Origin of the sequence: Halpernia humi, from assembly GCF_900108025.1 — a bacterium.
Lineage (GTDB): Bacteria > Bacteroidota > Bacteroidia > Flavobacteriales > Weeksellaceae > Halpernia > Halpernia humi.
In genome coordinates this window covers 202761-226544 of record NZ_FNUS01000005.1, presented here as the reverse complement: position 1 = coordinate 226544, position 23784 = coordinate 202761, and the positions used below count along the sequence as shown (strand labels likewise).

The window sequence follows — 23784 nt, the reverse complement described above, 5'->3', positions numbered from 1 at the left end:
CAAAACTTTAACAGAGTAGAGGCTTGAAATTATTGCATACCTCAAAAACGAAATATCTTTGCAGAAGTAAAACCAAAAAAAATATTCAAAATGGTGAAAAGAGTAATTCTCGTAATCATAATGATCGTTTCAACTCTCGGTATTTATTCATTTAAGAATGGTGCTTCAGAGGAAGGTGTAAAAACAAGTTATGCATCTTATTATCACGATAAATTTAATGGTAGAAGAACAGCAAGCGGCGAAATTTTTAGTAATAAAAAATTAACAGCGGCCAATAAGAAACTTCCATTCGGGACATTAGTAAAAGTTACTAATCTCAGAACCCACAAAAGTGTAGTTGTAAGAATTAACGATAGAGGACCTTATCACACATCGCGAGCAATGGATTTATCTAAAGCGGCGTTTGATGAAATCGGAAACCTTGATCGCGGTGTAATGCCGATAGAATATGAAGTTGTAAAAGAAAACTAGTTCACATTTTATAAAACAAAAAAGAGTTTGCAATTGCAGACTCTTTTTTTTGTGCTTTAATTTAAAAGTATTTCAAAATTACATGTTTTTCAACACCAAACTGAACTCGCTCAAAATCATGGAAGTAGCGCCCCAAATCTCATAACCATTAAAATTAATCACCGGAACTTCCACACCACGCGAAGAATTTAGGATTTTCGTTTCGGGTTTCATTGTTAAATTTAATAAAGATTCTACAGGAAATTCTATTAAATCTACGGCTTCAGATTCTTGCAATTGAAATACTGGATTTTTTTTAGTGTATGTAACAAAGGCGTGCACATAAAAATTACTTGGCGGAATATAAATGGGTGAAATTTCACGAATTATTCTAATGTAATGCGCATCAATCCCCACTTCTTCAGAGGTTTCGCGTTTTGCAGTATGTGCAAAATTATGATCTGAATCTTCTTTTTTACCACCTGGAAAAGAGATTTGTCCGCTGTGTTTATCGCGTTCGTTTTTGCTTCTGATAATTAATGGAAAATACCATCTGTTGTTTTTTAAATATAATAAAATATTTACGGCCGCCAATTTCGGCTTATTTTTTAAAATCTCTTCCTCCGTCAAAACCGCTCTGTACGGCGGCGAGTAAAGGGCGTGTGCATTTTCGCCCTCTAATTTAGCATTTCTAATCTTGTCTAATAAATCTCTCCCAAAAGTTTGCATAATGTAAAATTACGGCATTTTGTTTTAAGAATTTGAAAAGGTAAAGTTAAATAATGTTCATCTTTTGATTTGATTACAAAATATGAAGGGGCACAAGTTTCAAGCGATTTAAATAGTTTTTTATTTTTAATAACTTTTATTATCTGCTGTCTTTTTTTTGTTTTATTTTTAATGGTTTGTGCGAGGTTAAAACAATTCCATTAATTTGATTTTCTTTTGAAATCCAAACACTTAAATATTTAGTTTCTTTATTTTTTTCAGTATTTGCATCAAAAATGTAAAGTTCCTCTCCACCAATCAAAGAAGATTTGTCTTTATATGCAGAATTCAAGTTTTGAAGGCTAATTTTTCCAAGTTTATTTTCATTATTCGAGCAAACTTCTTCTAATTTTAAATTTAGAAACTTTTTAAATTCCGAAGGTAGATTAAATTCTGAAAATTCCGTATAATCTTTATTTTCACATTTATTTATAAATGTTTGAATGAATTCTTGTGATAATTGAACTTTTTCGGGATTCAATTTTTCGGTTTCAATTTTTTTATAGTTTGTTTGACTGTAAATTATGTTTGCAAATGTTAAAGTCAAGATTAATAAATTTTTCTTCATTTATTTAATATTCAATTATTTACACGAGATTTTTATAAGATAGCAGATAACGTTTTGCCGCTTTGCGAAGGCGGGTTTTTTCAACACTAAACTTCATTAGATGCACAAAACTTGAATTTATCACTTCACTGTCATAGAGGCACGAAACCCCGGCTTTTGCAAACCCTTTGTTAGCTGTCTGTTCTTCTGTCTTAGTCAATGAGTATGTCTTTAAGTGTTCGTAAAAGTTTTGTTACTCTAATGTCGTCTAAATTGTCAACTATATATTGTCTATAAACCTTGTCACCGTCACGCATGGTTACTTCATACTTATTGTCAAAAGCGTCAATTTTTATATGTTTTTGGTCTAAACGAAGTCCGTGGTTGACAGAACGAGAAATAAGTAACATGTGAACTGATGTTCCAAGTCGAAAATGTTTGTCATCGCCATTTTGTTTTAAAGTCGCTATGAATTGTCTAATGCGTTTGAGTCGTTCAAACCCTGGATAGTTGGCAATAAGGTCGTCATAAAACTTTTCTGTCTCAGTCCATGAGTCGCTAAAGCGTTTTACAATCTCTTTTGTCCTTTCGTCCATTTTGAAATATGTTGTGTCTGGTCGTTGGTTAAGCATGGCAGCTAAAGTTCCGCCGCTTCTCGTCAGTTACGAAGTTCAGAACGAATTACTTTCTGTTAAAGATAAAATTTCTTGCGAAATGTAAACGTGCATTTACTACAAAATTAGCAATCTTGCCAAACGGCTGTTAGCACCAGTTTTTTATTCTTTAATTGCATTTGTCACAAATTTACAGAGTTCGGCATACTCTTTTCCACCATAATTTTCTGGACTATTTCGTGTTACAAAGTGATATTTTTCATTAATTAACACTTCTAAAATCCATTCTTCCCCGTCAAGTATCATATTTGGGTCGTGAGTTTCAATATTCCAAAAATTTACACTATCAATTTTCGCTATTACTTTCTCCCAAGTTTCTAATTTTATTATTTTCTGCTCGCGTTTAATTGTCCGTCCAGCGTCATAACCACCGAGTCCTTTAGTTTTACTATATGTCACCTTAATTTGTCCATTATTATTTTCTATTCTGTATGAAATAGGATTTGACCAAGTTCCTAAAAGTGTAAACCTAATTATTTTTTTGTGTTCATTTCGCAGTTTGTAGAGCACAGGTTCTTTCATACTTTTTAAATGCTTGGAATACCACTGGTTTACAAAGTCACTTAAAGTGTCATTTGGTTCAGGAAAATTACAAGGAAATTCCTTTTTCTCTATACAGTCATTCTGTCGTTTAGTAAATTCCGCACTTAATAATGGAAAATAATATTCGTCTATTGAGTTCGGTTTATATCGTAAATCAGCATTGAATACGGCACAGCTTGTCACTGTCAATATTATTCCTATGTTGATTATTAGTTGTCGTTTCATAAAATTGGTGCTAACTCTCAAATATATGCAAGTTTTGCAAATTTAAAATTTCATAATAATTTATTATTCAATTGATTACAATTTTGGTAACTTTGAAATAATAGAAATGCTCAACCAAAAATTTTTTTTACGCAAGTTAAAATTATTTCTCAATTTTCTTATAAGACGTCACAATTCCCTTTATTAATGCCGAACTGAAACCGTTGTGTTCCATTTCATTTAGGCCTGCAATGGTGCAACCTTTTGGCGTGGTTACTTTATCGATTTCATATTCCGGATGTTGCTCCCGCTGGATTAATAATTCCGAAGCACCTTTCACCGTTTGAGTGACGATTTTTGAGGCCGTGTTTGCATCAAAACCAATCTCAATTCCACCTTGGATCATCGCACGAATAAATCGCAAAACATACGCAATTCCGCACGCACCAATTACAGTCGCGGCTTCCATTAAATCTTCATTAATCTGTATGGTAGAACCAATCGCGTTAAAAAAGGATTTTACTTTTTCATTTCTTTCCATGTTATAATCTTCACTGCAAATGCAAGTTACAGATTCTTGCACATCTGCCGCAGTATTTGGCATGGCGCGGTAAATTGGCAAATTTTTACCAATACTTTCTCTAATTTGTTTAATAGAAATACCTGTCGCTAACGAAACTAAAATATGTTTTTCCGGATTAATATGGGGTGCCAATTCTGCTAAAACACCCAGAATATTGTGCGGTTTTAAGGCAACAATAATCAATTCTGCATCTTTTATCGCCGCCGAATTATCAGAAGTAATTTTTACGCCTAATTTCTCAAAGTGCTCTAGATTTTTTAAGTTTCGTTTTGTTGCCGTAATATTTTCTAAAGGATAAGTTTTCGTGTCTATTAAGCCTTGAATAATAGATTTTCCAAGATTTCCGGCACCAATAATGGCTACTTTTTCGCTATTCATTTGTGGTTTATTTGAATCAAAAATAAGGTTTTTGCTTTAAAATATTTTTTAATAAGAAACTTTAAATTAATAATATTTCGATTTTAATGAAAAAATCAAAAAACTATTTGAAAATTTTATGTTGGTCTGCTCGCAATAGTAATTCAATTTTTCATGCAAAGATTTCATCTCGGCTAATGACGAGCCAACGTTTTTTGTAAAGACCGCAATAAAATTTTAGTGAAAAAACCACCGATTTTTCACAACTAAACGACTTTACAACTCAAAAACTCAAAAACTCAATTACACCTGAATCACACCCAAATTAAATTTTTCCGTTATCGGCGAATGATTGGCCGCTTCAATGCCCATTGAAATCCATTTTCTGGTATCAATCGGATTGATAATAGCGTCCGTCCAAATTCTTGCAGCAGCGTAAGTGGCTTCGGTTTGTTTTTTATAACGCGCAGAAATTTCGTCTAATAATATTTTGCGATCTTCGTCAGTCAAAACTTTTCCTGTCTTTTTTAAAGTAGATTCTTGTATTTGCGCCAAAACTTTTGCGGCTTGGCTTCCGCCCATCACGGCTAAATCTGCCCAAGGCCACGCTACAATCAACCTTGGATCATAGGCTTTTCCGCACATGGCGTAATTTCCTGCGCCATAAGAATTTCCTGTAATAATGGTGAATTTTGGAACTACAGAATTTGCAACGGCATTTACCATTTTTGCACCATCTTTTATAATTCCGCCTTGTTCAGATTTGGAGCCGACCATAAAACCGGTTACATCTTGCAAGAAAATTAAAGGAATTTTTCGTTGGTTACAGTTGGCAATAAATCGCGTCGCTTTGTCCGCAGAATCGGAATAAATAACGCCGCCAAATTGCATTTCTCCTTTTCCATTTTTTACTAAAGTTCTTTGGTTGGCAACAATTCCCACGCTCCAACCGTCAATTCGTGCTGTGGCGCAAATAATGGTTTTGCCGTAATCTGCTTTGTATTCTTCAAATTCAGAATTATCGGTTAAGCATTTTATAATTTCTAAAGTATCGTATTGCTCGTTGCGTAAAATAGGCATAATTCCGAAAATATTATCGGGATTTTCCTTTGGTTCTTGGCTTTCAATTCTATCAAACCCTGCTTTTTCATAATCGCCTAAAGATTTCATAATATTTTTAATCCTGTCCAATGCATCGGCATCATCTTTGGCTTTGTAGTCAGTCACGCCAGAAATTTCGCAGTGCGTTGTTGCGCCTCCTAAAGTTTCATTATCAATCGTTTCGCCAATTGCAGCTTTTACCAAATAACTTCCTGCCAAGAAAATAGAACCCGTTTTATCTACAATCATCGCTTCATCACTCATAATTGGGAGGTACGCGCCACCTGCAACGCAACTTCCCATCACGGCAGAAATTTGGACGATTCCCATCGCGCTCATTTTGGCATTATTTCTAAAAATTCTACCAAAATGTTCTTTATCGGGGAAAATTTCATCTTGCATGGGTAAAAAAACACCTGCAGAATCCACCAAATAAATAATTGGCAAGCGGTTTTCCATTGCTATTTCTTGTGCTCGTAGATTTTTTTTACCTGTAATGGGAAACCAAGCGCCGGCTTTTACAGTTGCATCATTTGCAACAACCAAACATTGCCGACCCGAAACGTAACCCATTTTTACGATTACGCCGCCTGCAGGGCAACCGCCTTCTTCTTCATACATTTCAAATCCTGCAAATTCGGCAATTTCTATGGCATTTTTTCCTTCATCTAAAAGGTAATCTATGCGCTCTCTTGCTGTCATTTTTCCTTCATCGCGCTGTTTTTGAAGGCGTTTTTCACCGCCGCCTTTTTTTATTTCCTTTAGCAAATAGTTGATTTCTGCTAGTTTTTGTTTGTTGATATCTTCGCGTTTATTAAATTTTAGATCCATATAATTATTTAAGTCTTAAAGATAAGGATTTAATTAAAAAAATAAATGAAGAAATTTTATCGATTTGGTTTTTTGAGACAATATTTATTTTATTTTGTCGTTTTGTATTTGGACAGTAGTTTTTATCAATAGTTTATTTTATTAATAGTTGAGAATCCCGAGAATCTAATAATTTTCGGGATTTTTTTGTTTAAATTAATTAATTTTGAAAAAAAAATATTTTGGCTAAAAAAATAATCTCCATCATCGGTTCTACGGGAATTGGCAAAACTTCGTTGGCGATTAAATTGGCAAAATATTTCGAAACCGAAATTATTTCTTGTGATTCTCGTCAGTTTTTCAAAGAGATGAAAATCGGTACGGCTGTTCCGTCAGATGAAGAATTGAAGGAAGTGAAACACCATTTTATTGGTAATTTATCGGTAGAAGATTATTATTCTATCGGTCAATATGAAATAGATGCTTTAAAAAAAATAGATGAAATTTTTCGTAAAAAAAATGTGGTAATTTTAGTTGGCGGAAGCGGAATGTATGAAAAAGCTGTCGCAGAAGGATTGAACGATTTGCCGGAAGCCAACGCCGAAAATCAAGAAAAATTATTGAAAATTTGGCAAGAAAATGGGCTTGAAGATGTACAAAATTTATTGCAGAATTTAGATCCAGATTATTTTAAATTGGTAGATAAAGACAATCCAAGAAGGCTTTTGCGGGCGATTGATATCATCTGGCAAACTGGGAAAACTTATACTGAAAATATTAGTGAGCAAAAATCTAAGCGTGATTTTGAAGTATTTAGAATAAATTTGGAAGCGCCGCGCGAAATAATCTATCAAAAAATAAACCGACGTGTAGATTTAATGATAGAAAATGGCTTGCTGCAAGAAGTAGAAAGTTTAATACCATTTAAAAATCTCGTTCCACTTCATACCGTTGGTTATACAGAACTTTTCAAATATTTAGAAGGAAGTTGGGAATTAGATTTTGCCATCGAAGAAATTAAAAAAAACAGCCGCCGATATGCGAAACGCCAAATCACTTGGAATAAAAAATTAGAAAATGTACATCTTTTGAATTATGATTATTCTTGGGAAGAAGTCTTATCTTTGCTCAATATTTTAAAATTTTAGAGTTTAAAATTCAAAGTTTAAAATTTTCATATTAACTCATTTTCAAATTAAAATTATGTCTGATACAAAATCAAATATGCTTGAACTCGGTACAAAAGCGCCATATTTCGAACTGCCAAATCCGAGTGAAAATAATGCGCTTCAATCTCTAGAAGATTTAAAAGGTGAAAAAGGAACTTTGGTAATTTTCATGTGCAACCATTGTCCGTTTGTTTTGCACGTCATCGATCAGTTAGCGGAATTGTATGAAGATTATGGCGCAAAAGGAATAGAATTTATTGGCATAAGTTCTAATGATGTTGAAAAATATCCACAAGATTCCCCTGAAAATATGGTAGAATTTCGGGATTCTGAAGGTTTTAAATTTCCTTATTTATATGATGAAAGCCAAAGTGTCGCAAAAGCGTATGATGCGGCTTGCACGCCAGATTTTTATTTTTTTGATGATAAATTAGATTTAATTTACCGCGGACAAATGGACGATTCGCGTCCGGGAAATCACAAAGAAGTAACGGGAGAAGATTTAATTATCGCTTTCGAAAATCTTTTGGCAGGTGAAAAACAGGAAGAACTACAAAAACCAAGTTTGGGTTGTAATATTAAGTGGAAAAATTAGACTTTAGATGTGAGATTTTAGAATTGAGATATGAGACAATTACAATCTCACATCTCACATCTCACATCTCACATCTCATATCTCACATCTTTTTATTTAAAAAACGGATTATAATCTCTTTCAAACCCAATATTTGTAGGATTTCCGTGGCCGTTGTAAACTTGCGTTTCGGCGTGAAGATTAAACATTTTCATCCGAATACTTTCTAAAAGTTGCGCGTGGTCGCCTTTGTATAAATCAGTTCTGCCAATGCTTCCTTCAAATAAAACATCGCCAGAAATGATGAGTTTTTGCGCTTCATTAGAAAAAGCAATATGTCCTGGCGAATGTCCAGGAAGATGCAAAATTTTTAACTCATCTTCATCTAATTTTAAAATATCACCTTCTTTTAAATAGAGAATTTCGCCCACAAAAGCCTTAAATTGAAAGCCAAAACGCATCGCATCAATCGGGTTTCTGTCTAAAATTTCTTTTTCGATTTCGTGCAACATTACTGGCACTTTATATTCATCAAAAGCCCATTGCAAACCTAAAACGTGATCGATGTGCGCATGAGTTAATAAAATATTTACAATTTTTAATTCCTTATCTGCGACGAATTGTTTTAAAGTTAAATTTTCTGCCGGCGAAAAATTTCCAGGGTCAATAATATATGCGTTGTTGAATTCGTTGTAAACAACGTAAGTGTTTTCTGAAAAAGGATTGAAAGTGAAAGATTTTATTGTGAGCATTTTTTTTGTTACAAATTTAAGAAGTTTCAAATTAGTAAATTTTCAAATTGACACATCATCATATCAATTTTCCTTATCTTCGTTTTATGAAGTTTTTACAAATTATTTTATTCTTTTTTGCGGCATTATTTTTTTCGCAAGATATTCACAGCATTCAATTGTTTAACCCAAAAACCAACGATGAAACGCCGGTAATTGGTTTTAATGATCAACTGATTTTGAAGTTCGATGATTTGTCTAATTCCAGCCAAGTTTACAGATATACATTCAAACATTTTGACAGAAATTGGGAAGACGATAATTTGTTTTTTACAGAATTTGCGACAGGAAGTTTGAATGGCTTAATCGACCAATTTCAGTATTCTTTTAACACCACGCAAGCTTATACCAATTACACTTTGACTTTTCCAAATGATAAAATTCGGCCCAAAATTTCAGGTAATTTTGAATTGGTTGTTTACAAAGATTCGCCATCCAATCCACTATTTACCAAAAGATTTTGTGTGGTGGAAAATGGTGTAAATTTGGCCTTAAATATCACGCGGTTTCAAGATTTATCCAATCCAAAATTAAATCAAAGGGTTGAAGTTCAAGCCATTTCAAACGGTGCGGATTTGTCTTCAAATTTGAATTCTATTAGTTTAAATGTCATTCAAAATAACAATTGGGAAAATGGTGTTTTCAACCAAAAACCGAGTTCAAGTTTGGGTAGCAAGGTTTTATTTCAACAATTAAATTTGGCTTTTGCGGGCAATAATGAGTTTTATTATTTTGATAACAAAGTCATCAATCAGGCTTTTGATATGGTTTCAGGAACAGATTTTATTGATGGAAAAAATCAAACTTATTTGTATCCGGTTTGGGCGTATCCACTAAATTATCAAAACCAAGGCGACGTAAATGGCGCGTTTTATTTCCGCCGAAGCGACTTGGGAACGGAAAGAGATGCCGATAAAGAAGCCGATTATTCTTGGGTTTACTTTAATCTTGAATCCGATAAAATAGATAAAGAAATTTACGTGTTAGGACAGTTTAATGATTACGTGGCCGATAAAAATAGCCAAATGTTTTATGATGCTGAACACAAAAGATATACTGCAAAAATTTATTTAAAACAGGGATTTTATAATTATATTTTGGCAACAAAAGATGCTTCTGGTGTCTTAAATTTAGGTGAAATTAATGGTAATTTTTGGCAGACCGAAAATTTATATCAAGCATTTTTGTATTACAAACCTTTTGGTAGAAACTATGATGGTTTGATTGGTTATGGCGAAACTAGGAGGGCGGTGCGGTAAAATTTCTTTAAATATTCTTTCAATCCCACAATTTTTGGCCACGAAAAGTTTGCAAAATTATTTCTGACAATACAGAATTTTTATGCAAAATTATCGCAGTTTATTCTTCTTTATTATTTTGAAAAATTGCAGTAATAAGTAGTTCTTCTCCGTTTTTTTTATATTGGTAATGAATGTTGATGTTAAATTCACTCACATTGAATACCCGAATATCTTCGTATTCGATGTCTGCAATTTTCGGGTTTTCGGCTATTTTAAGAATGATATGTTTTATTTCATTCACGAAATAATTTCCTTTATCTTTATTTTCTGCCGTAAGTCGCCGTTTAATGAGCCGAATGTCATTTTTTGCAATCGAAGAAATATAGAGTTTTGTGGGCACAGAAATTAACACTTTTCTAGTTCAGCAAAACTTTCAAATAGATCAAGTTTTGTATTTGGGTTGGTAGAATGAAAACGCAAGCGATCCAAAACCTCATCAATTTGAAATTGTGGAATAAAACTAATTTTTGGGAATTTCAATTCATCCATAATTCTCAGTAAATCATCAATTAAATCTGGTGAATAATTGGTAATTCTTTCTGTAAGTAAATCTATTTTAGTTTTCATAATTATCTAAATTTATAATCAACCCCTCTAATATTTATCAAAAGTAAACCAAAATATCGAAATAAAAAAGTTTACCCCTAAAAAATAGGGGGTAAATTAAAAAAAATAGTTTTTAATTAAATAATATAGAATTCGTTTAATTTCTCTTTGCACAAGGTTTTCACCACTTCGATCCAGCGGTCTTCATCATTTAAGCAAGGAATATAATTAAATGTTTCGCCACCTGCATGCTCGAAAATTTCTTTGCCTTCTACAGAAATTTCTTCTAAAGTTTCTAAACAATCTGAAACAAAGGCCGGACAAACAATTGCAAGATTTTTAATGCCTTTTTTTGGTAAATTTTCAAGCGTTTCGTCTGTGTAAGGTTCCATCCATTTGTCTTTTCCCAAACGAGATTGGAAGGTAACCAAAACTTTTTCTTTCGGTAAACCTATTTTTTTAATGACTTCTTCCGTTACTTTGAAACATTGATGTCTATAGCAAAATTGGTGGCTTGGGTTTTTATCTCGCGAGCAACAGTCGGTTAAATTACAAGTGTTTGTAGGATCTGTTTTATATATATGTCGCTCTGGAACGCCGTGATAAGAAAATTGCAAAGCATCAAAATTTTCTGGTAATTTTTCGCGAATGCTTTCTGCTAAACAATTGATGTAAATTTCTCGATTATAAAACGGTTGAATGTAATTAATTTTGATTTCCGGGAAGTATTTTTTGCGAACTTCTTCTGCTTTTTCAATTACAGTTTCCGTTGTGCTCATCGCATATTGCGGATAAAGCGGAAGCAAAACGATTTCTGAAACACCTTTTTCTTTTAGTTTTCTAATGCCGTTTTCTATGCTCGGTTGTGCATATCTCATCCCGATTTCTACAGGAACGTCAACTAACTTTTGTAATTTTTTCTGAATTTTTTCGGTGTAAACAATCAAAGGTGAACCTTCATCCGTCCAAACAGTTTTGTAAGCCGCCGCAGATTTTTTTGGCCGAAAATTTAAGATAATTCCCTGCACCAAAAGCGACCGGAAAAACCACGGATAATCGATCACTTTTTCATCCATCAAGAATTCATCAAGATAGGTTTTTACATCTTTTACTTTTGTGGATTTTGGCGAACCGAGATTGACGAGTAATATTCCTTTCATATCGATAAGTAATTAGTAATTATCTTTTTTTAATTATTTTTTATCCATTTACGGCTTCCACATTTTCCACCAATTCTGGTAAAAATTGTTTTAAAAGGTTTTCTATACCGCCTTTTAACGTCGCCGTGGAACTTGGGCAACCAGAGCAAGCGCCTTGCAAAAGCATTTTTGCAGTTTTACTTTCTTCTACATATTCTATTAAAGAAATTTTCCCGCCATCGCCTTCTACTGCAGGCGCAACATATTCTTTTAAGACATCAGAAATTTTTTGTTCTGTTTCTGTGTATTCTCTGTCGATTAATTTTTCAACTGGTTTTTCGTGAGATTGTGGTAGTGCGTCAGAAATTGTTTTGCCTGCTTGCAAGAAATCATAAATAAAAGTTTGAACCGCAACCATTACTTCGTGCCATTGCACAGATTCGTCTTTGGTAATGGCTACGAAATTATCTGAAATAAAAACCTCTTTCACGAAATTAAATTCATTATAAAGCGCTTCTGCTAAAGGAACAATTGCCGCACTTTCTTTTGTTTTTACTTCCACAAAACCTTGCAATAAAACCTTGTTGGAAACAAATTTCATCACATTCGGGTTTGGTGTCATTTCAGAAAAAACCTGATATTCATCTTTTTTTTCTTGAGCATAAATTCTTGGGTTTTCTAAAAGTTCAGCTTCAATAATGTCCTTTAAACCTTCTACAACATTTTCCCATTCAATGGCGTCGCTTTTTGCGATTGCAATAAAATTAGCCGTTATAAATATTTTTTCTACAACTGGAAATTTAAAAAGTGCCTTCGCCAAAGGAATTTCTTTTAGGTCTGAATCTCTATCCAACTCTACAGAACCGGGGATTAAAGTATAATCCGTAACGAATTTCATTACTTTTTTGTTTTCTGTAGGTTCTAATATTATCTGTGGCATTTTGGTATTTAATTTTACTATGCAAAAATACGTTTTCAAAATCAGAACAAAAGTGATAGCAGTAGATTTTTTAAATGATTTATATTGCTTAAATTGTGGTATTAATTTCAATTAAAAAAAATACGTTAAAATGGCTTTTATAAAAGAACTGTTAGGGAAAAAACCAATCATCGGCGAACATACTTTTTTAGCGGAAACAGCAACAATCATCGGAGATGTAGAAATGGGAAAAGATTGCAGCGTTTGGTATAATGCGGTAATCAGAGGCGATGTAAATTTTATAAAATTGGGTGACAAAGTGAACGTTCAGGATAATGTAATGTTGCATTGCACTTTTGAAAAATTTCCTTTGATAATTGGTGATAATGTGTCGATCGGGCATAACGCAATTGTTCACGGTTGCACAGTTCAAGACAATGTTTTAATCGGGATGGGCGCCATTGTGATGGATAATTGTTTAATAGAAGAAAATTCAATAATTGGTGCAGGTTCCGTAGTAACGCAAGGCACGAAAGTGAAATCTGGTGAAGTTTGGGCAGGAACACCTGCAAGAAAAATTAAAGATACTTCCCCAGAACTTTTGGAAGGCGAAATTGAGAGAATTGCGAATAACTATGTGAAATATTCTAGTTGGTATAAATAGAATGATACACAAAAGAGTTTATTAGCCTTTTTAATTATATTGGTTGGAATCTAGATTTAAAGAAAACTGAACAAATTTCCTTCATTAAAAAAGTAATTTTTTAAACTTCAAATTCCTATTTTTGTAAGAATGAACGATTCTTTATTTGATTTATTAGAATTCACCAATCGCAGCATTTTCCTCACAGGAAAAGCAGGAACGGGCAAAACCACATTTCTAAATGAATTTGTGGCAAAAACCCAGAAAAAACACATTGTGGTTGCACCAACTGGCATTGCCGCTATCAATGCGGGAGGCGTCACCATTCACTCTATGTTCGGACTTCCACTTCGCACTTTTTTACCCACTTTAGAAAGAGTAGATACTAATTCTGCAATGAATATTTCAGATTTAATGCCGCACTTTCGATACAGAAAAGACAAATTAAAACTGTTGCGCGAAGTAGAAATAGTCATCATCGACGAAGTTTCAATGCTTCGGGCAGATGTTTTGGATATGATGGATTTTTCTTTAAGATTAATCCGAAGAAATCAGCAGAAATTTGGCGGCGTGCAAATGCTTTTTATAGGAGATTTATACCAACTTCCGCCCGTTGTTCGGGATGAGCATATATTAAGAAAATGCTACGCATCACCTTTCTTTTTTGAAAGTTTAGCCATCAAAGAATTGCCATTTATTACTATAGAATTAGAAAAAGTTTACAGACAAACCGATGAATATTTTTTATCGATTTTAAATTCAATTCGTGATGGCAATTGTGATGAAATAGATTTTGAAAAACTAAATTCTCGCTATATTCCAGATTTTGAACCGAAAGAAGAAGCCTACGTTTATCTTACGTCGCACAACAGGATGGCGGATGAAATCAACCATAAAAAAATAAAAGATTTAAAGACAAAACTCTTTAAATATCAAGCCAAAATTGTTGGGGATTTTAAAGAAAACCAGTATCCGAATGAAGATGTTTTAGAGTTAAAAGTTGGGGCACAAGTGATGTTTATTAGAAACGATGCCACAGAAAAGCGCTATTTTAATGGCAAATTAGCCGAAGTAACTTATTTGGATGATGATGAAGTCACCGTTTTGTTGGATGATAGCGACACAGAAATTAAATTAAAAAAGGAAGTTTGGGAACAAAAAAGATACAGCCTAGACGGGCAAAAAAACATTCAAGAAGAAGTTCTCGGTAGTTTTGAGCAATACCCAATACGCTTGGCTTGGGCCGTTACAATCCATAAATCTCAAGGTTTAACTTTTGATAGACTGATTATTGATGCAGGAAAAAGTTTTGCATCGGGGCAAGTTTATGTGGCTTTATCACGATGCAGAACTTTAGAAGGCATTGTTTTGAAATCTAAAATTACGCCCGACGTGATTTTTAGCGATAAAAGAATTTCTACATTTCAAAGCGAAACAAAAGCCAATAATCAAATCGAAAGTATTTTGAATGCAGAAAAATTCGATTACAGCATTCAGAAAGTATTGCGCTATACAGATTGCAAATGGTTTAAAGATTCACTTTCTGCATGGAATACTTCTGCCCAAGAAAGCCGATTTTTAGATAAAAAAAGGGCCAATGAACTGTATTTAAAATTAAAAATTGATACCGATTCTTTGGTTCAAGTTTACGAGAAGTTTGAAAAAATATTGGTTTTAAAATCCTATCAATTTTCACAAGGAAAAATAGAATGGCAAGAAATTGAAGATAAATCTGTCGGCGCGGTGAATTTCTTTTTTAATAATACCAACGAAAAGATTTTCAGCGAACTGAAAGAATTTTATGCTGAAACCAAAGGCGTAAAAGGTTTGAAAGCATACAACGACGATTTGCGAACATTTTTAGACGATTTGGAAGATTATCTGAAAGGCTTAAAATGGGTATATTTATTAGAAAAAAGATTATTTAATGCTAAAAATGAAGTCCCAATTTCTACTAAAATAGTGAAAGTCCCAACGCATATTTTAAGTTTTAAATTATTTGAGGAAGGCAAAACCATTCCTGAAATTGCAAAGGAACGTGGCTTTGTAAAAGAAACCATTTATGGCCATTTGGCCCGCTTTGCAGAGCAAGGCGTGCTGGATGTGAAACGTATTTTTGCCACAGAAAAACTAAAAACCTTTGAAGAAATTTTTAATAAAAACTCTTTTGAATCTTTAAATGATTGGAAAAGCGCGCTGCCAAATGATTTTGAATTTAATGAAATTCGTTTGCTTTTGAATCATTATAATTATTTGAAGGCGAAAGAAAACGCTTGATTTGGTTAAACGCAAAGGCACAAGATTCTTTGCATTCTTTTTATTTTAAGGCGCAAGGCGTGATTCAAGCGCAAAAATTGTAAAAATCTTTTCTTGCAGATTTAGCAAATGACGTAGATTTTATTGGAATTTTAATCTTTAATCTGGAAAATCTGCGAGAGTCTTCCTACCGCTGCAATTTTTCGCCATAACTCAAATCGCCTGCATCGCCCAAGCCTGGCGTGATGTAGCCTTTTGAAGTCAATTTTTCATCAATCATTCCCACCCAAAGTTTCGCATTTGGATATTCATTTTGAATGGTTTCTACACCTTGTCGGCTTGCAATTGCAGCAACAATGTGAAGTTCAGTTGGTTTGCCGTGGTTCAATAAATCTTTTATGGCTTCTATTAAACTTGCGCCCGTTGCAAGCATTGGATCGGCGACTATTAAAGGCCTTCCGTTTAAATCTGGACAAGTGAGATAATCTTGTTTGATGCTGAAATAATCATTCGCATCGTGTTTTCTGTAAGCAGCAACAAAACCGCAATCTGCTTTATCAAAATAATTTAAAAGTCCCTGAAATAAAGGAACGCCTGCTCGTAAAATTGTAGTAATAACTGGTTGAACAGCAATTTCTTGTGAAATAATTTTATCTAAAGGAGTGGTGATTTCTATGGTTTTTTGCTCTAAAGTTTTACTGATTTCAAAGGCAGCAATTTCTCCGATACGTTCCATATTTCTTCGGAATTTCATTCTGTCTTGCTGGATTTCTACGTTTCGTAAATCGTTGATCCAAGAATTTACCAGAGAAAATTGGTTTGAAAGTTCAGTAAGCATAAGTTTGTTTTGAGTTGCTAATTTCGGAAAAAAATAATAGATTAAAAATTCTAATTACACCTTGTTGCTTATTTAAAACCTCATAGGTTTTTAAAAACCTATGAGGTTTGAGTTAAAGATTACAATGCTTCTTTTGAAACAGAAATATTAACTTCGAAAATAGCCCCGATTGAAGGGAAAATCCTGTTATTGCGAGCGGTAAAAATCTTCTTTTCAACGGATTGCTTCGCTCCGCTCGCAATGACAGATTGGAATGAAAAGCGGGACCAATGTTATTTTGTAAAAAAACCTTCTTGCTCCTAAAAACTACCCCGTCTTTTGCTTTGCAAAATCCACCCCTTCAAAGAAGGGGAATTATTTCTGTCGAAAGTAAATCTCAATCGGAACGCCCGTGAAACCAAACTCGTTTCGGAGTTGATTTTCGGTAAATCTTTTGTAGGCTTCTTTCACATATTGTGGCAAATTGCAGAAAAATACAAATTGCGGCGACGGCGTTGGAAGTTGAACACAATATTTAATTTTAATGTATTTTCCTTTATTTGCTGGCGGCGGCGTGCGCTCGAAAATGGGCAACATCACTTCGTTTAATTTTGAAGTTTTGATGCGTTTTTTGCGATCTTCATAAACTTGCATTGCTACTTCTACCGCTTTTAGAATTCTTTGTTTCGTTAAAGCAGAAACGAATAAAATGGGAATATCTGTAAATTGACCGATGCGAAATTTTATTTTTTCTTCAAATTCTTTCATAGAATTGGTGGTTTTATCTTCCACCAAATCCCATTTATTAACTAAAATCACGATGCCTTTTCGGTTTTTTTGGGCTAGACCGAAAATATTCATATCCTGACTTTCCCAACCTTGTGTGGCGTCTATCATTATAATTACAACATCAGAAAATTCTATGGATCGCACGGCGCGCATTACAGAATAAAATTCTAAATCTTCTTTTACTTTGGCTTTTCGGCGCATTCCGGCAGTATCGACAAGCACAAATTCGTGGCCGAATTTATTGTATAAAGTTTGAATACTGTCGCGCGTCGTTCCGGCAATATCGGTTACAATATTTCTGTTATCGTCTAAAAGTGCGTTGGTTAAAGTAGATTTTCCCACATTTGGTCGGCCTGCAATGGTAATTTTCGGTAAGCCTTCAAATGGATCTTTGTATTCTGTGGTTGGGAAATCTTTTACCACTTGATCTAGCAATTCGCCCGTTCCAGAGCCAGTTGCGGAAGATAAAGTGAAATAAGATTCTACGCCCAACTGGTAAAATTCTGTTGCGGCGAGTTCTTCTTTTGCTGTATCAACTTTATTTACAACTAAATAGACGGGTTTGTTGGCTTTTCGAAGTAATTCAAAAATTTCTTGATCGGTATCGTTCAATCCTTCATGAACGTTGACCATGAAAATAATAGAAGTGGCTTCATCCACAGCAAGTTGAACTTGTTTGCGAATTTCAACTTCAAAAACGTCATCAGTTCCGATGTCGTATCCGCCGGTATCAATTACGGTGAAATCTACGCCGTTCCAGTCAGATTTCCCATAATGGCGGTCTCTCGTAACGCCTGCTTCGGAATCTACGATTGCTTCTCTTCGTTCTAAAAGTCTGTTGAATAGGGTGGATTTCCCCACGTTTGGGCGGCCAACAATGGCTACAATGTTTGACATAAATTTTGTTTAATAAATTAATTATTAATGGGTTACTTCAAGTATTGAAGCCCAAAAATTTTTGCAAAGGTAAGTTTAAATAATGAAAATTAGTAGTGAAATTAAGATTTTGATTATATTCTATTTCCTTTAAATTATTTTGTAATTTTACCCTATAAAATAGATTATGAAAAAAGTATTAATTGTTCTTCTTGTAGCATTCGTTATTATTCAATTTTTTAGAATTGATAAAACCAATCCGCCGGTAAATAAAGGAACCGATTTTTTAAGCATTAAAAATACGCCCGAAAATGTGGCTCAATTAATAAAAACTTCATGCTACGATTGTCATTCTAATGAAACGAAATATCCTTGGTACACCAATATTCAGCCTGTTGCTTGGTTTTTGCAAAACCATATTGAGGATGGTAGAAAACATTTAAACTTTTCTACATTCGCCACTTATGAGCCGAAAAGACAAGCAAGAAAATTATCTGAAGCAGCCGAAGAAATAGAGCAAGGTGAAATGCCTTTAGATTCTTATGTTTTAATTCATACCAATGCTAATTTGTCTGCAGAGCAAAAAGTAACCCTCATTAATTATTTTAAAAAAATTGAAAATGATACGCGCGTGGGTTATAATTTACCAGTTGAAGAAGTGAAAGTTAAAAAGTAAAAAAGTTGAAAGATTCAGGGAAATATTATGTTTTGTATGACGGAGAGTGCGGTTTTTGTAATTTTTGGGTCGCTTGGATTCTTAAAAATGACAAAAATGATTTGTTTTTATTTTCTGCATTGCAATCAGAATTCGGGCAAAATTTTTTAACGGAAAGAGGTTTAGAAAATAAAACTTTCGATACGCTTTATCTTTACGCGCCGCAACATTTTTATTTATCCAAATCTTCTGCAGTTTTAAAAATCGCTTCGCTTTTGGGTGGCGTATTTTCATTATTCAGTTTTTTTAAAATTATACCACGTTTTTTTCGGGATAAAGTTTATGATTTAATTTCTACCAACCGCCAGAAAATTGCTTCTGCAAAATGCTATTTACCGACTGCGCAAGAAAGGAAGAAATTTATTGATAATTAATTTTTTTTGGATGTCCGCTTTCAATCATAATGCTAATTTTTAACGCGAAAAACGCAAAGATTTTTATTGATTCTCTGTCTAAATGATGTTTTTAAGGTCGCATATCGAAGATTCATCAATTCCTTTAAAACTATTATAAAAACATTGACAAAGGCGTTTGACTTCGTCGAATCTTTGATTTCACTTAGCAAAGTTCGTAAACAATAAAAAACATTTATAATGAATTGCGGACTTGCAGATTATTTTTTTTGGAATTCTTTTAAAGTAAAAAAGGTAAATATTTTTTTAAAATTGCTTACCGCTTTAAATGTAAGTATCTTTGCAGAAATTTAATTATTGTAATGTCTGATATTATTTTAAATACCATTCCCGAAGCCATTGAAGATTTAAAAAATGGCAAAATAATCATCGTTGTAGATGATGAAAATCGGGAAAATGAAGGCGATTTTCTTTCTGCCGCGGAACTTACTACTCCAGAAATAATCAATTTTATGACGATTTATGGTCGTGGCTTAATTTGTACGCCATTGCCAGAAAAACGCTGTGATGAGTTGGGTTTAGATATTATGGTTACCAGAAGTTCTGATCCAAAAGAAACGGCTTTTACAGTTTCGGTAGATTTATTAGGCGAAGGCGTTTCTACGGGAATTTCTGCGAGCGACCGTGCTAAAACCATTATGGCATTAATGGATAAAAATACTAAACCGAAAGATTTTATGCGTCCTGGTCATATTTTTCCTCTTCGGGCAAAAAAAGGTGGCGTTCTTAAAAGAGCCGGCCATACAGAAGCGGCGATTGATTTAACCAAATTAGCAGGCTTGCAGGAAGGCGGTGTAATTTGCGAAATAATGAACGATGATGGTACAATGGCAAGATTACCAGAACTTTATGCATTAGCGAAAAAGCACGATTTAAAAATAATTTCTATTGAAGATTTAATTCATTATCAATTAAAAAAGGGAGATTTAATAGAGAGAATTGAAGAAAAAGATGTGAAAACGTTCTACGGTGATTATAAATTTTTTGCCTTTAAAGAAACAAGTACAGACCAAATTCACTTTGCTTTAACGAAAGGAAGTTGGGTGCAAAATGAGCCTGTTTTAGTTCGGGTGCAGTCCTCAAATTCTTATTTTGATGTTTTGAGCAGATTAAATACAGGAGAACAACCTTTGCTGGAAAAAGTAACAAAAAAAATCAACGACGAAGGAAAAGGTGTTATTATTTTCATTAATAATGTTTCAACTTCAGAAAATACATTGCGAAAATTGCAGCAGTTTTTAGATTTTCAAAATGGGAGAGAAGCGCGCCCAACTTTGGCTTCTAATTTTCACGATTATGGTATTGGTACTCAAATTCTGAAAAATCTGGGTGTGAATAAATTTCGTGTCATTACACAAAATCCAAATATGAAACCAATTGTTGCAGGTTATGATGTAGAAGTAACGGAAATGGTTCAACTATAAATTTAAAAAAGTTTTAGACATAAAAAAAGCAGGAAAGATTTTCCTGCTTTTTTTGTTAAATGTTCTGATTGACTATTTCACAATCATTTTGGTAACTGCATTTCCGTTTTCGGTTTTTAATTGAAGGAGATACATGCCAGATTTTACGTTGTTTAATCTTAAACTCTGTATTCCATTATCAGAAGTAACCATAAATGATTGAACTAATTTCCCGCTTAAATCGTAAACTGAGATTGTTCCGTTTTTTGCATTTGTCAATTTTACGTTTGCAAGCCCGTTTGCAACTGGGTTTTGAGCCAATTGAATTTTTACTGCATTATCTGCGGCGTTTGTTTCAACCGTTGCAAGTGCTGCGGAAGGTTGGTTTCCTAAAATAATAAAATCTCCCGGCTGTAAAGTTACAGGCGTTGTAGTGGCAGCAAAATTTCTTACAGAATTATCCATCAAATTATACCAATTTCCGGCATAAGGTAAGTTTGGAACAATGTTTTGTGCTGTAAGCGTCAAATTAGCGAGTATTACAACATTTTTCAAACTTGTAGGTGGTAATGTATCGTCGTAGATGTATAGTTTTGGCATTAAATCGCCAGAGTTTATAGCAAATGTTTTGGTTTCAAAAACTTTATTTTTTAATCTTATTTCTAAAATTTTCGCCCAAGTATCATAAACTGCTTTTCTCACAGGATCTTGGTCATATCCAAGTGCAAATGCGACTGGTTTTTCATCTAAACGGCAGTTATTGCTAATGGAGCCATTGGAGCAGGTGTTAATACTAAAATCATAACCTAATTCGCCAAATTGCCAAATCATTTTTGGCCCAGGAAGCGTTAGGAATATTGCGCCGTATGCTTTTTGTCTTTGCAATGCTGTTGCAAGATCTTTTACGTTATAAGAGCCATTTGTGGCGCCATAAGAAATGTTTTTATACATTAATCTTTCTTCATCGTGGCTTTCACCATAAGTCATTGTTCTTTCGCCAGTAAAACCATGATTGGTATAATTGGCACGAGAAAGATCGCTGCTACTTGCGTATCCCATTGTATTTTGGCCAAATTGGTCTGTCATTTTATTCCACATCATTACGCCTTTTCCTTCATTTATTCTATAATTTGCCCACTGTTGTTCTTCATTATCTTGTCCTAAATGTTCAAAAATAATGTAAGATGTAGGATCGTCGGCCCATTCATAATCTGCGTAGGTTTTTAAAATATCTACACGATCTTGCTGGTATGAATTTGTGCAGGTTTCATCTGAAGATGAACAAGCTTGGGTGAAACCTTTTGTAAGATCCCATCGGAAGCCGTCTATTTTATATTCGTTTATCCATTGTGCTAAAACGCGTTTTACATAATATTTTGTCTCTGGTTTAGAATGGTTAAAATCATAAAAAACACTATAAGTATGTTTTGCGGTTTGGTTAAAATAAGGATTATTTGCAGCAACATCTCCATAGCCATTTCCATCAGGATCATCCATCCACAATCTTTCTAGCGGTGATCTTCCCGTCGCGTGGTTTAGAGCAATGTCGAGAATAATGGCAATACCATTTTGGTGACAAGTATCCACAAATTCTTTAAATTTTTCTGGAGTTCCGTAGGCTTTATCTAAAGCATAATGAAAACCTGGATTATAACCCCAAGAATTATTTCCATCAAATTCCATTATTGGCATTAATTCTATTGCATTTATATTCAAACCTTTTAAATAAGGAATTTTATCAATCATAGATTGCCAAGTTCTTTGTGTAGTAAAATCTCTTACCAAAGCTTCATAAACCACCAAGTTTTCTTTAGCGGGTTTTACGAAGTTGCTCACTTGCCAATTATACGCAGGTTTACCGGTTTGTATTACAGAAACATCAAATTCTTGCCCTGCAGGATAAACAGGTTTGTTAGGATAAGTTGCCGCTGAAATATAAGGGTCGTCATCTGGTGATAAAACAAGTGGTGAATAAGGGTCTGCCACTTTCACACCATCATTCGTTCTATATTGAAAAGTATATACTTGCATTGGTGTAAGCCCTGTGATTTCTATCCAGTAAAGATCTGGGTTTGCAGTATCTTTTTTCATTAAATAATTACTGCTCACACTCCAATTATTAAAACTTCCGAGTACGTGCACATAAGATTTAAACGGTGCGTATAGTGCCAAGCCAACCTTGGTATTATCTGAAGGGTCATAATTAATACCCTGTTTTATATAAGATGGGATTGGCGCAGAAACTACAACTGGCGTATTGGCCAAAGTAAAAGTAGAACTCAAAACAGACCCATCGGAAGGGTTTGTAGCAGTAAGTTCCATGTTATTATCACCGTTTATCGCAAAACCAAAATTATTATATGAAGTAGTTGCAGTTTTAGTATCTACAATGTTTCCATTCGCTTTTAAAACCCAATTCGCTGCAACAGAAGTTTTATATTGTATAGGATAACTTCCACCAGGCGTTACAAAAGTAGTGCTCCCTTTTTTAGGATTCTGTGAAGTAAATTGGAAGGCACCAATATTTACTAAATTATCTTGAGACTTTTTATCACCAGTTCCATCAATGGCTTTAACTAAAAAGCCCATTCTATTAATTCCTGTTCTGTTAAAAAACACATTAGGCACAAAAGTAATAGTATATTTGTCTGAACCTGCGTTATAGGTTAACTTATTGGCCGCGTTTGAGGCAGTCCAAGTACCATTAGTTGGGCAATCCATCTGTGTATTGGTTGCTGTGTCATAAGACCAGGCCCAAAGATAAAGAGCATTGTTCGTAACTCCCCAAGTTGCTTCATTCACACTACTACCATCAATGGTGATTGTAATACTCTGATCCTCATTAAAGGTTGCAGGAGAAATAGAGTAAGTAACGGTCTGTTGCTGGGCAAAGGCAAAAATTTGTATCAAAAATACAAATGCCAAAGCATATAATTTTCTTATCATAAATATAGTTTTAGGTCGTAAATATATATATAAAAATTTGAACAATTAAACCAAAAATATATTTTAACTAATAGCTCCTTTTGAGAAATTAAAGTACGATTTTATATCGCCCCGTTATTTCCATTTCAAACTTCCGCAAGTAGCGTTCTCTTTTGGTAAACAGCATCTTGCAGTAAATGATTTTTTTCGCCACTTTCATCAATTATTTTTTTTTACATCACAATTATAAAAATCTTTAGCATTTAACGCTTGGAAAATCACAAAACCCAATATTAAAATTAGAAATACAGCCAAAACCGTAAGAATGATTTTAAATTTGTTGCAGAAGCCAATGGTATTTTTAGTTAGAATATTTTGGGCGCCTTTTTCCATCCTCCATTCCCGCTTTTTTTATAATTTTTTTAAATATATTTACGCTTTAAAAAAAATTATAAAAAAGAGCTCCATTCA

Annotated in this window: 23 protein-coding genes; 9 read left to right on the top strand and 14 right to left on the bottom strand. The window is 33.8% G+C overall.

The features are described from left to right. The first annotated feature begins 90 nt into the window (after positions 1 to 90). On the top strand, positions 91 to 471 hold the full coding sequence (locus tag C4S29_RS11150; RefSeq protein ID WP_103914167.1) for a septal ring lytic transglycosylase RlpA family protein: 381 nt from the start codon (positions 91 to 93) through the stop codon (positions 469 to 471). 78 nt (positions 472 to 549) lie between these two features. On the opposite strand, the gene C4S29_RS11145 is transcribed toward C4S29_RS11150, so the two are convergent. The 6 genes from C4S29_RS11145 to C4S29_RS11115 form a co-directional block, all read right to left on the bottom strand. Further along, complete coding sequence (locus tag C4S29_RS11145; protein ID WP_103914166.1) at positions 550 to 1179, bottom strand: NUDIX hydrolase; 630 nt, start codon at positions 1177 to 1179, stop codon at positions 550 to 552. Positions 1180 to 1318: 139 nt separating this feature from the next. After that, on the bottom strand, positions 1319 to 1786 hold the full coding sequence (locus C4S29_RS11140; protein ID WP_103914165.1) for a hypothetical protein: 468 nt from the start codon (positions 1784 to 1786) through the stop codon (positions 1319 to 1321). A 191-nt stretch (positions 1787 to 1977) separates the two neighbouring features. After that, on the bottom strand, positions 1978 to 2361 hold the full coding sequence (locus C4S29_RS11130) for a hypothetical protein (protein ID WP_146063315.1): 384 nt from the start codon (positions 2359 to 2361) through the stop codon (positions 1978 to 1980). A 180-nt stretch (positions 2362 to 2541) separates the two neighbouring features. Continuing rightward, positions 2542 to 3165, bottom strand: a complete 624-nt coding sequence (locus tag C4S29_RS11125) for a hypothetical protein (RefSeq protein ID WP_146063314.1) — start codon at positions 3163 to 3165, stop codon at positions 2542 to 2544. Between the two features lie 184 nt (positions 3166 to 3349). Continuing rightward, a complete protein-coding gene (gene proC / locus C4S29_RS11120) occupies positions 3350 to 4147 on the bottom strand; it encodes a pyrroline-5-carboxylate reductase (protein WP_103914161.1) in 798 nt (265 codons plus the stop codon). 282 nt (positions 4148 to 4429) lie between these two features. Further along, complete coding sequence (locus C4S29_RS11115; protein ID WP_103914160.1) at positions 4430 to 6058, bottom strand: acyl-CoA carboxylase subunit beta; 1629 nt, start codon at positions 6056 to 6058, stop codon at positions 4430 to 4432. A gap of 221 nt (positions 6059 to 6279) precedes the next feature. On the opposite strand from C4S29_RS11115, the gene miaA reads away from it, so the two are divergent. Together miaA and C4S29_RS11105 are read left to right on the top strand one after the other, a co-directional pair. Beyond that, a complete protein-coding gene (miaA, locus tag C4S29_RS11110) occupies positions 6280 to 7185 on the top strand; it encodes a tRNA (adenosine(37)-N6)-dimethylallyltransferase MiaA (protein WP_103914159.1) in 906 nt (301 codons plus the stop codon). Positions 7186 to 7240: 55 nt separating this feature from the next. Beyond that, positions 7241 to 7801, top strand: coding sequence for a thioredoxin family protein (locus C4S29_RS11105; protein ID WP_103914158.1), 561 nt, complete (start codon positions 7241 to 7243; stop codon positions 7799 to 7801). Between the two features lie 92 nt (positions 7802 to 7893). Here C4S29_RS11105 and C4S29_RS11100 read toward each other — a convergent pair whose 3' ends face one another. Continuing rightward, positions 7894 to 8532, bottom strand: coding sequence for an MBL fold metallo-hydrolase (locus tag C4S29_RS11100; RefSeq protein WP_103914227.1), 639 nt, complete (start codon positions 8530 to 8532; stop codon positions 7894 to 7896). Positions 8533 to 8618: 86 nt separating this feature from the next. On the opposite strand from C4S29_RS11100, the gene C4S29_RS11095 reads away from it, so the two are divergent. Further along, on the top strand, positions 8619 to 9830 hold the full coding sequence (locus C4S29_RS11095) for a type IX secretion system plug protein (RefSeq protein WP_103914157.1): 1212 nt from the start codon (positions 8619 to 8621) through the stop codon (positions 9828 to 9830). A 100-nt stretch (positions 9831 to 9930) separates the two neighbouring features. Here the strand turns inward: C4S29_RS11095 and C4S29_RS11090 are convergent, their stop codons facing one another. The 4 genes from C4S29_RS11090 to C4S29_RS11075 form a co-directional block, all read right to left on the bottom strand. Continuing rightward, complete coding sequence (locus tag C4S29_RS11090; RefSeq protein WP_146063313.1) at positions 9931 to 10212, bottom strand: hypothetical protein; 282 nt, start codon at positions 10210 to 10212, stop codon at positions 9931 to 9933. A gap of 5 nt (positions 10213 to 10217) precedes the next feature. After that, positions 10218 to 10439: a hypothetical protein gene (locus tag C4S29_RS11085; protein ID WP_103914155.1), complete on the bottom strand. Its 222-nt coding sequence runs from the start codon at positions 10437 to 10439 to the stop codon at positions 10218 to 10220. Between the two features lie 116 nt (positions 10440 to 10555). Beyond that, a complete protein-coding gene (gene hemH / locus C4S29_RS11080) occupies positions 10556 to 11584 on the bottom strand; it encodes a ferrochelatase (protein ID WP_103914154.1) in 1029 nt (342 codons plus the stop codon). A 34-nt stretch (positions 11585 to 11618) separates the two neighbouring features. Continuing rightward, positions 11619 to 12497: a NifU family protein gene (locus C4S29_RS11075; RefSeq protein ID WP_103914153.1), complete on the bottom strand. Its 879-nt coding sequence runs from the start codon at positions 12495 to 12497 to the stop codon at positions 11619 to 11621. Positions 12498 to 12627: 130 nt separating this feature from the next. On the opposite strand from C4S29_RS11075, the gene C4S29_RS11070 reads away from it, so the two are divergent. Together C4S29_RS11070 and C4S29_RS11065 are read left to right on the top strand one after the other, a co-directional pair. Then, positions 12628 to 13140 carry a gamma carbonic anhydrase family protein gene (locus tag C4S29_RS11070; RefSeq protein WP_103914152.1) on the top strand — a complete coding sequence of 171 codons (513 nt, stop codon included), beginning with the start codon at positions 12628 to 12630 and terminating at the stop codon, positions 13138 to 13140. Positions 13141 to 13269: 129 nt separating this feature from the next. After that, entirely contained in the window at positions 13270 to 15396 is a 2127-nt protein-coding gene (locus C4S29_RS11065; RefSeq protein WP_103914151.1) for a helix-turn-helix domain-containing protein, read from the top strand. A gap of 166 nt (positions 15397 to 15562) precedes the next feature. On the opposite strand, the gene upp is transcribed toward C4S29_RS11065, so the two are convergent. Next, positions 15563 to 16213 carry a uracil phosphoribosyltransferase gene (upp, locus tag C4S29_RS11060; protein ID WP_103914150.1) on the bottom strand — a complete coding sequence of 217 codons (651 nt, stop codon included), beginning with the start codon at positions 16211 to 16213 and terminating at the stop codon, positions 15563 to 15565. 354 nt (positions 16214 to 16567) lie between these two features. Further along, entirely contained in the window at positions 16568 to 17878 is a 1311-nt protein-coding gene (gene der / locus C4S29_RS11055) for a ribosome biogenesis GTPase Der (RefSeq protein ID WP_103914149.1), read from the bottom strand. A gap of 166 nt (positions 17879 to 18044) precedes the next feature. On the opposite strand from der, the gene C4S29_RS11050 reads away from it, so the two are divergent. From C4S29_RS11050 to ribB, 3 genes are all read left to right on the top strand, one after another. Beyond that, positions 18045 to 18533 carry a heme-binding domain-containing protein gene (locus C4S29_RS11050; RefSeq protein WP_103914148.1) on the top strand — a complete coding sequence of 163 codons (489 nt, stop codon included), beginning with the start codon at positions 18045 to 18047 and terminating at the stop codon, positions 18531 to 18533. Positions 18534 to 18538: 5 nt separating this feature from the next. Continuing rightward, positions 18539 to 18946 (top strand): thiol-disulfide oxidoreductase DCC family protein, encoded by a 408-nt coding sequence (locus C4S29_RS11045; RefSeq protein WP_103914147.1) that lies wholly within the window; start codon positions 18539 to 18541, stop codon positions 18944 to 18946. Positions 18947 to 19287: 341 nt separating this feature from the next. Continuing rightward, a complete protein-coding gene (gene ribB / locus C4S29_RS11040; RefSeq protein WP_103914146.1) occupies positions 19288 to 20409 on the top strand; it encodes a 3,4-dihydroxy-2-butanone-4-phosphate synthase in 1122 nt (373 codons plus the stop codon). A 72-nt stretch (positions 20410 to 20481) separates the two neighbouring features. Here ribB and C4S29_RS11035 read toward each other — a convergent pair whose 3' ends face one another. Then, entirely contained in the window at positions 20482 to 23334 is a 2853-nt protein-coding gene (locus C4S29_RS11035) for an alpha-amylase family glycosyl hydrolase (protein ID WP_103914145.1), read from the bottom strand. Between the last annotated feature and the right edge of the window lie 450 nt (positions 23335 to 23784).

What these genes read in the sequence shown, in the direction of transcription:
- C4S29_RS11150 (WP_103914167.1), top strand. Translation starts at nt 91, where the DNA reads ATGGTGAAAAGAGTAATTCTCGTAATCATAATGATCGTTTCAACTCTC.
- C4S29_RS11145 (WP_103914166.1), bottom strand. Translation starts at nt 1,179, where the DNA reads ATGCAAACTTTTGGGAGAGATTTATTAGACAAGATTAGAAATGCTAAA.
- C4S29_RS11140 (WP_103914165.1), bottom strand. Translation starts at nt 1,786, where the DNA reads ATGAAGAAAAATTTATTAATCTTGACTTTAACATTTGCAAACATAATT.
- C4S29_RS11130 (WP_146063315.1), bottom strand. Translation starts at nt 2,361, where the DNA reads ATGGACGAAAGGACAAAAGAGATTGTAAAACGCTTTAGCGACTCATGG.
- proC (WP_103914161.1), bottom strand. Translation starts at nt 4,147, where the DNA reads ATGAATAGCGAAAAAGTAGCCATTATTGGTGCCGGAAATCTTGGAAAA.
- C4S29_RS11115 (WP_103914160.1), bottom strand. Translation starts at nt 6,058, where the DNA reads ATGGATCTAAAATTTAATAAACGCGAAGATATCAACAAACAAAAACTA.
- C4S29_RS11105 (WP_103914158.1), top strand. Translation starts at nt 7,241, where the DNA reads ATGTCTGATACAAAATCAAATATGCTTGAACTCGGTACAAAAGCGCCA.
- C4S29_RS11100 (WP_103914227.1), bottom strand. Translation starts at nt 8,532, where the DNA reads ATGCTCACAATAAAATCTTTCACTTTCAATCCTTTTTCAGAAAACACT.
- C4S29_RS11095 (WP_103914157.1), top strand. Translation starts at nt 8,619, where the DNA reads ATGAAGTTTTTACAAATTATTTTATTCTTTTTTGCGGCATTATTTTTT.
- C4S29_RS11085 (WP_103914155.1), bottom strand. Translation starts at nt 10,439, where the DNA reads ATGAAAACTAAAATAGATTTACTTACAGAAAGAATTACCAATTATTCA.
- C4S29_RS11075 (WP_103914153.1), bottom strand. Translation starts at nt 12,497, where the DNA reads ATGCCACAGATAATATTAGAACCTACAGAAAACAAAAAAGTAATGAAA.
- C4S29_RS11070 (WP_103914152.1), top strand. Translation starts at nt 12,628, where the DNA reads ATGGCTTTTATAAAAGAACTGTTAGGGAAAAAACCAATCATCGGCGAA.
- C4S29_RS11065 (WP_103914151.1), top strand. Translation starts at nt 13,270, where the DNA reads ATGAACGATTCTTTATTTGATTTATTAGAATTCACCAATCGCAGCATT.
- upp (WP_103914150.1), bottom strand. Translation starts at nt 16,213, where the DNA reads ATGCTTACTGAACTTTCAAACCAATTTTCTCTGGTAAATTCTTGGATC.
- der (WP_103914149.1), bottom strand. Translation starts at nt 17,878, where the DNA reads ATGTCAAACATTGTAGCCATTGTTGGCCGCCCAAACGTGGGGAAATCC.
- C4S29_RS11050 (WP_103914148.1), top strand. Translation starts at nt 18,045, where the DNA reads ATGAAAAAAGTATTAATTGTTCTTCTTGTAGCATTCGTTATTATTCAA.
- ribB (WP_103914146.1), top strand. Translation starts at nt 19,288, where the DNA reads ATGTCTGATATTATTTTAAATACCATTCCCGAAGCCATTGAAGATTTA.
- C4S29_RS11035 (WP_103914145.1), bottom strand. Translation starts at nt 23,334, where the DNA reads ATGATAAGAAAATTATATGCTTTGGCATTTGTATTTTTGATACAAATT.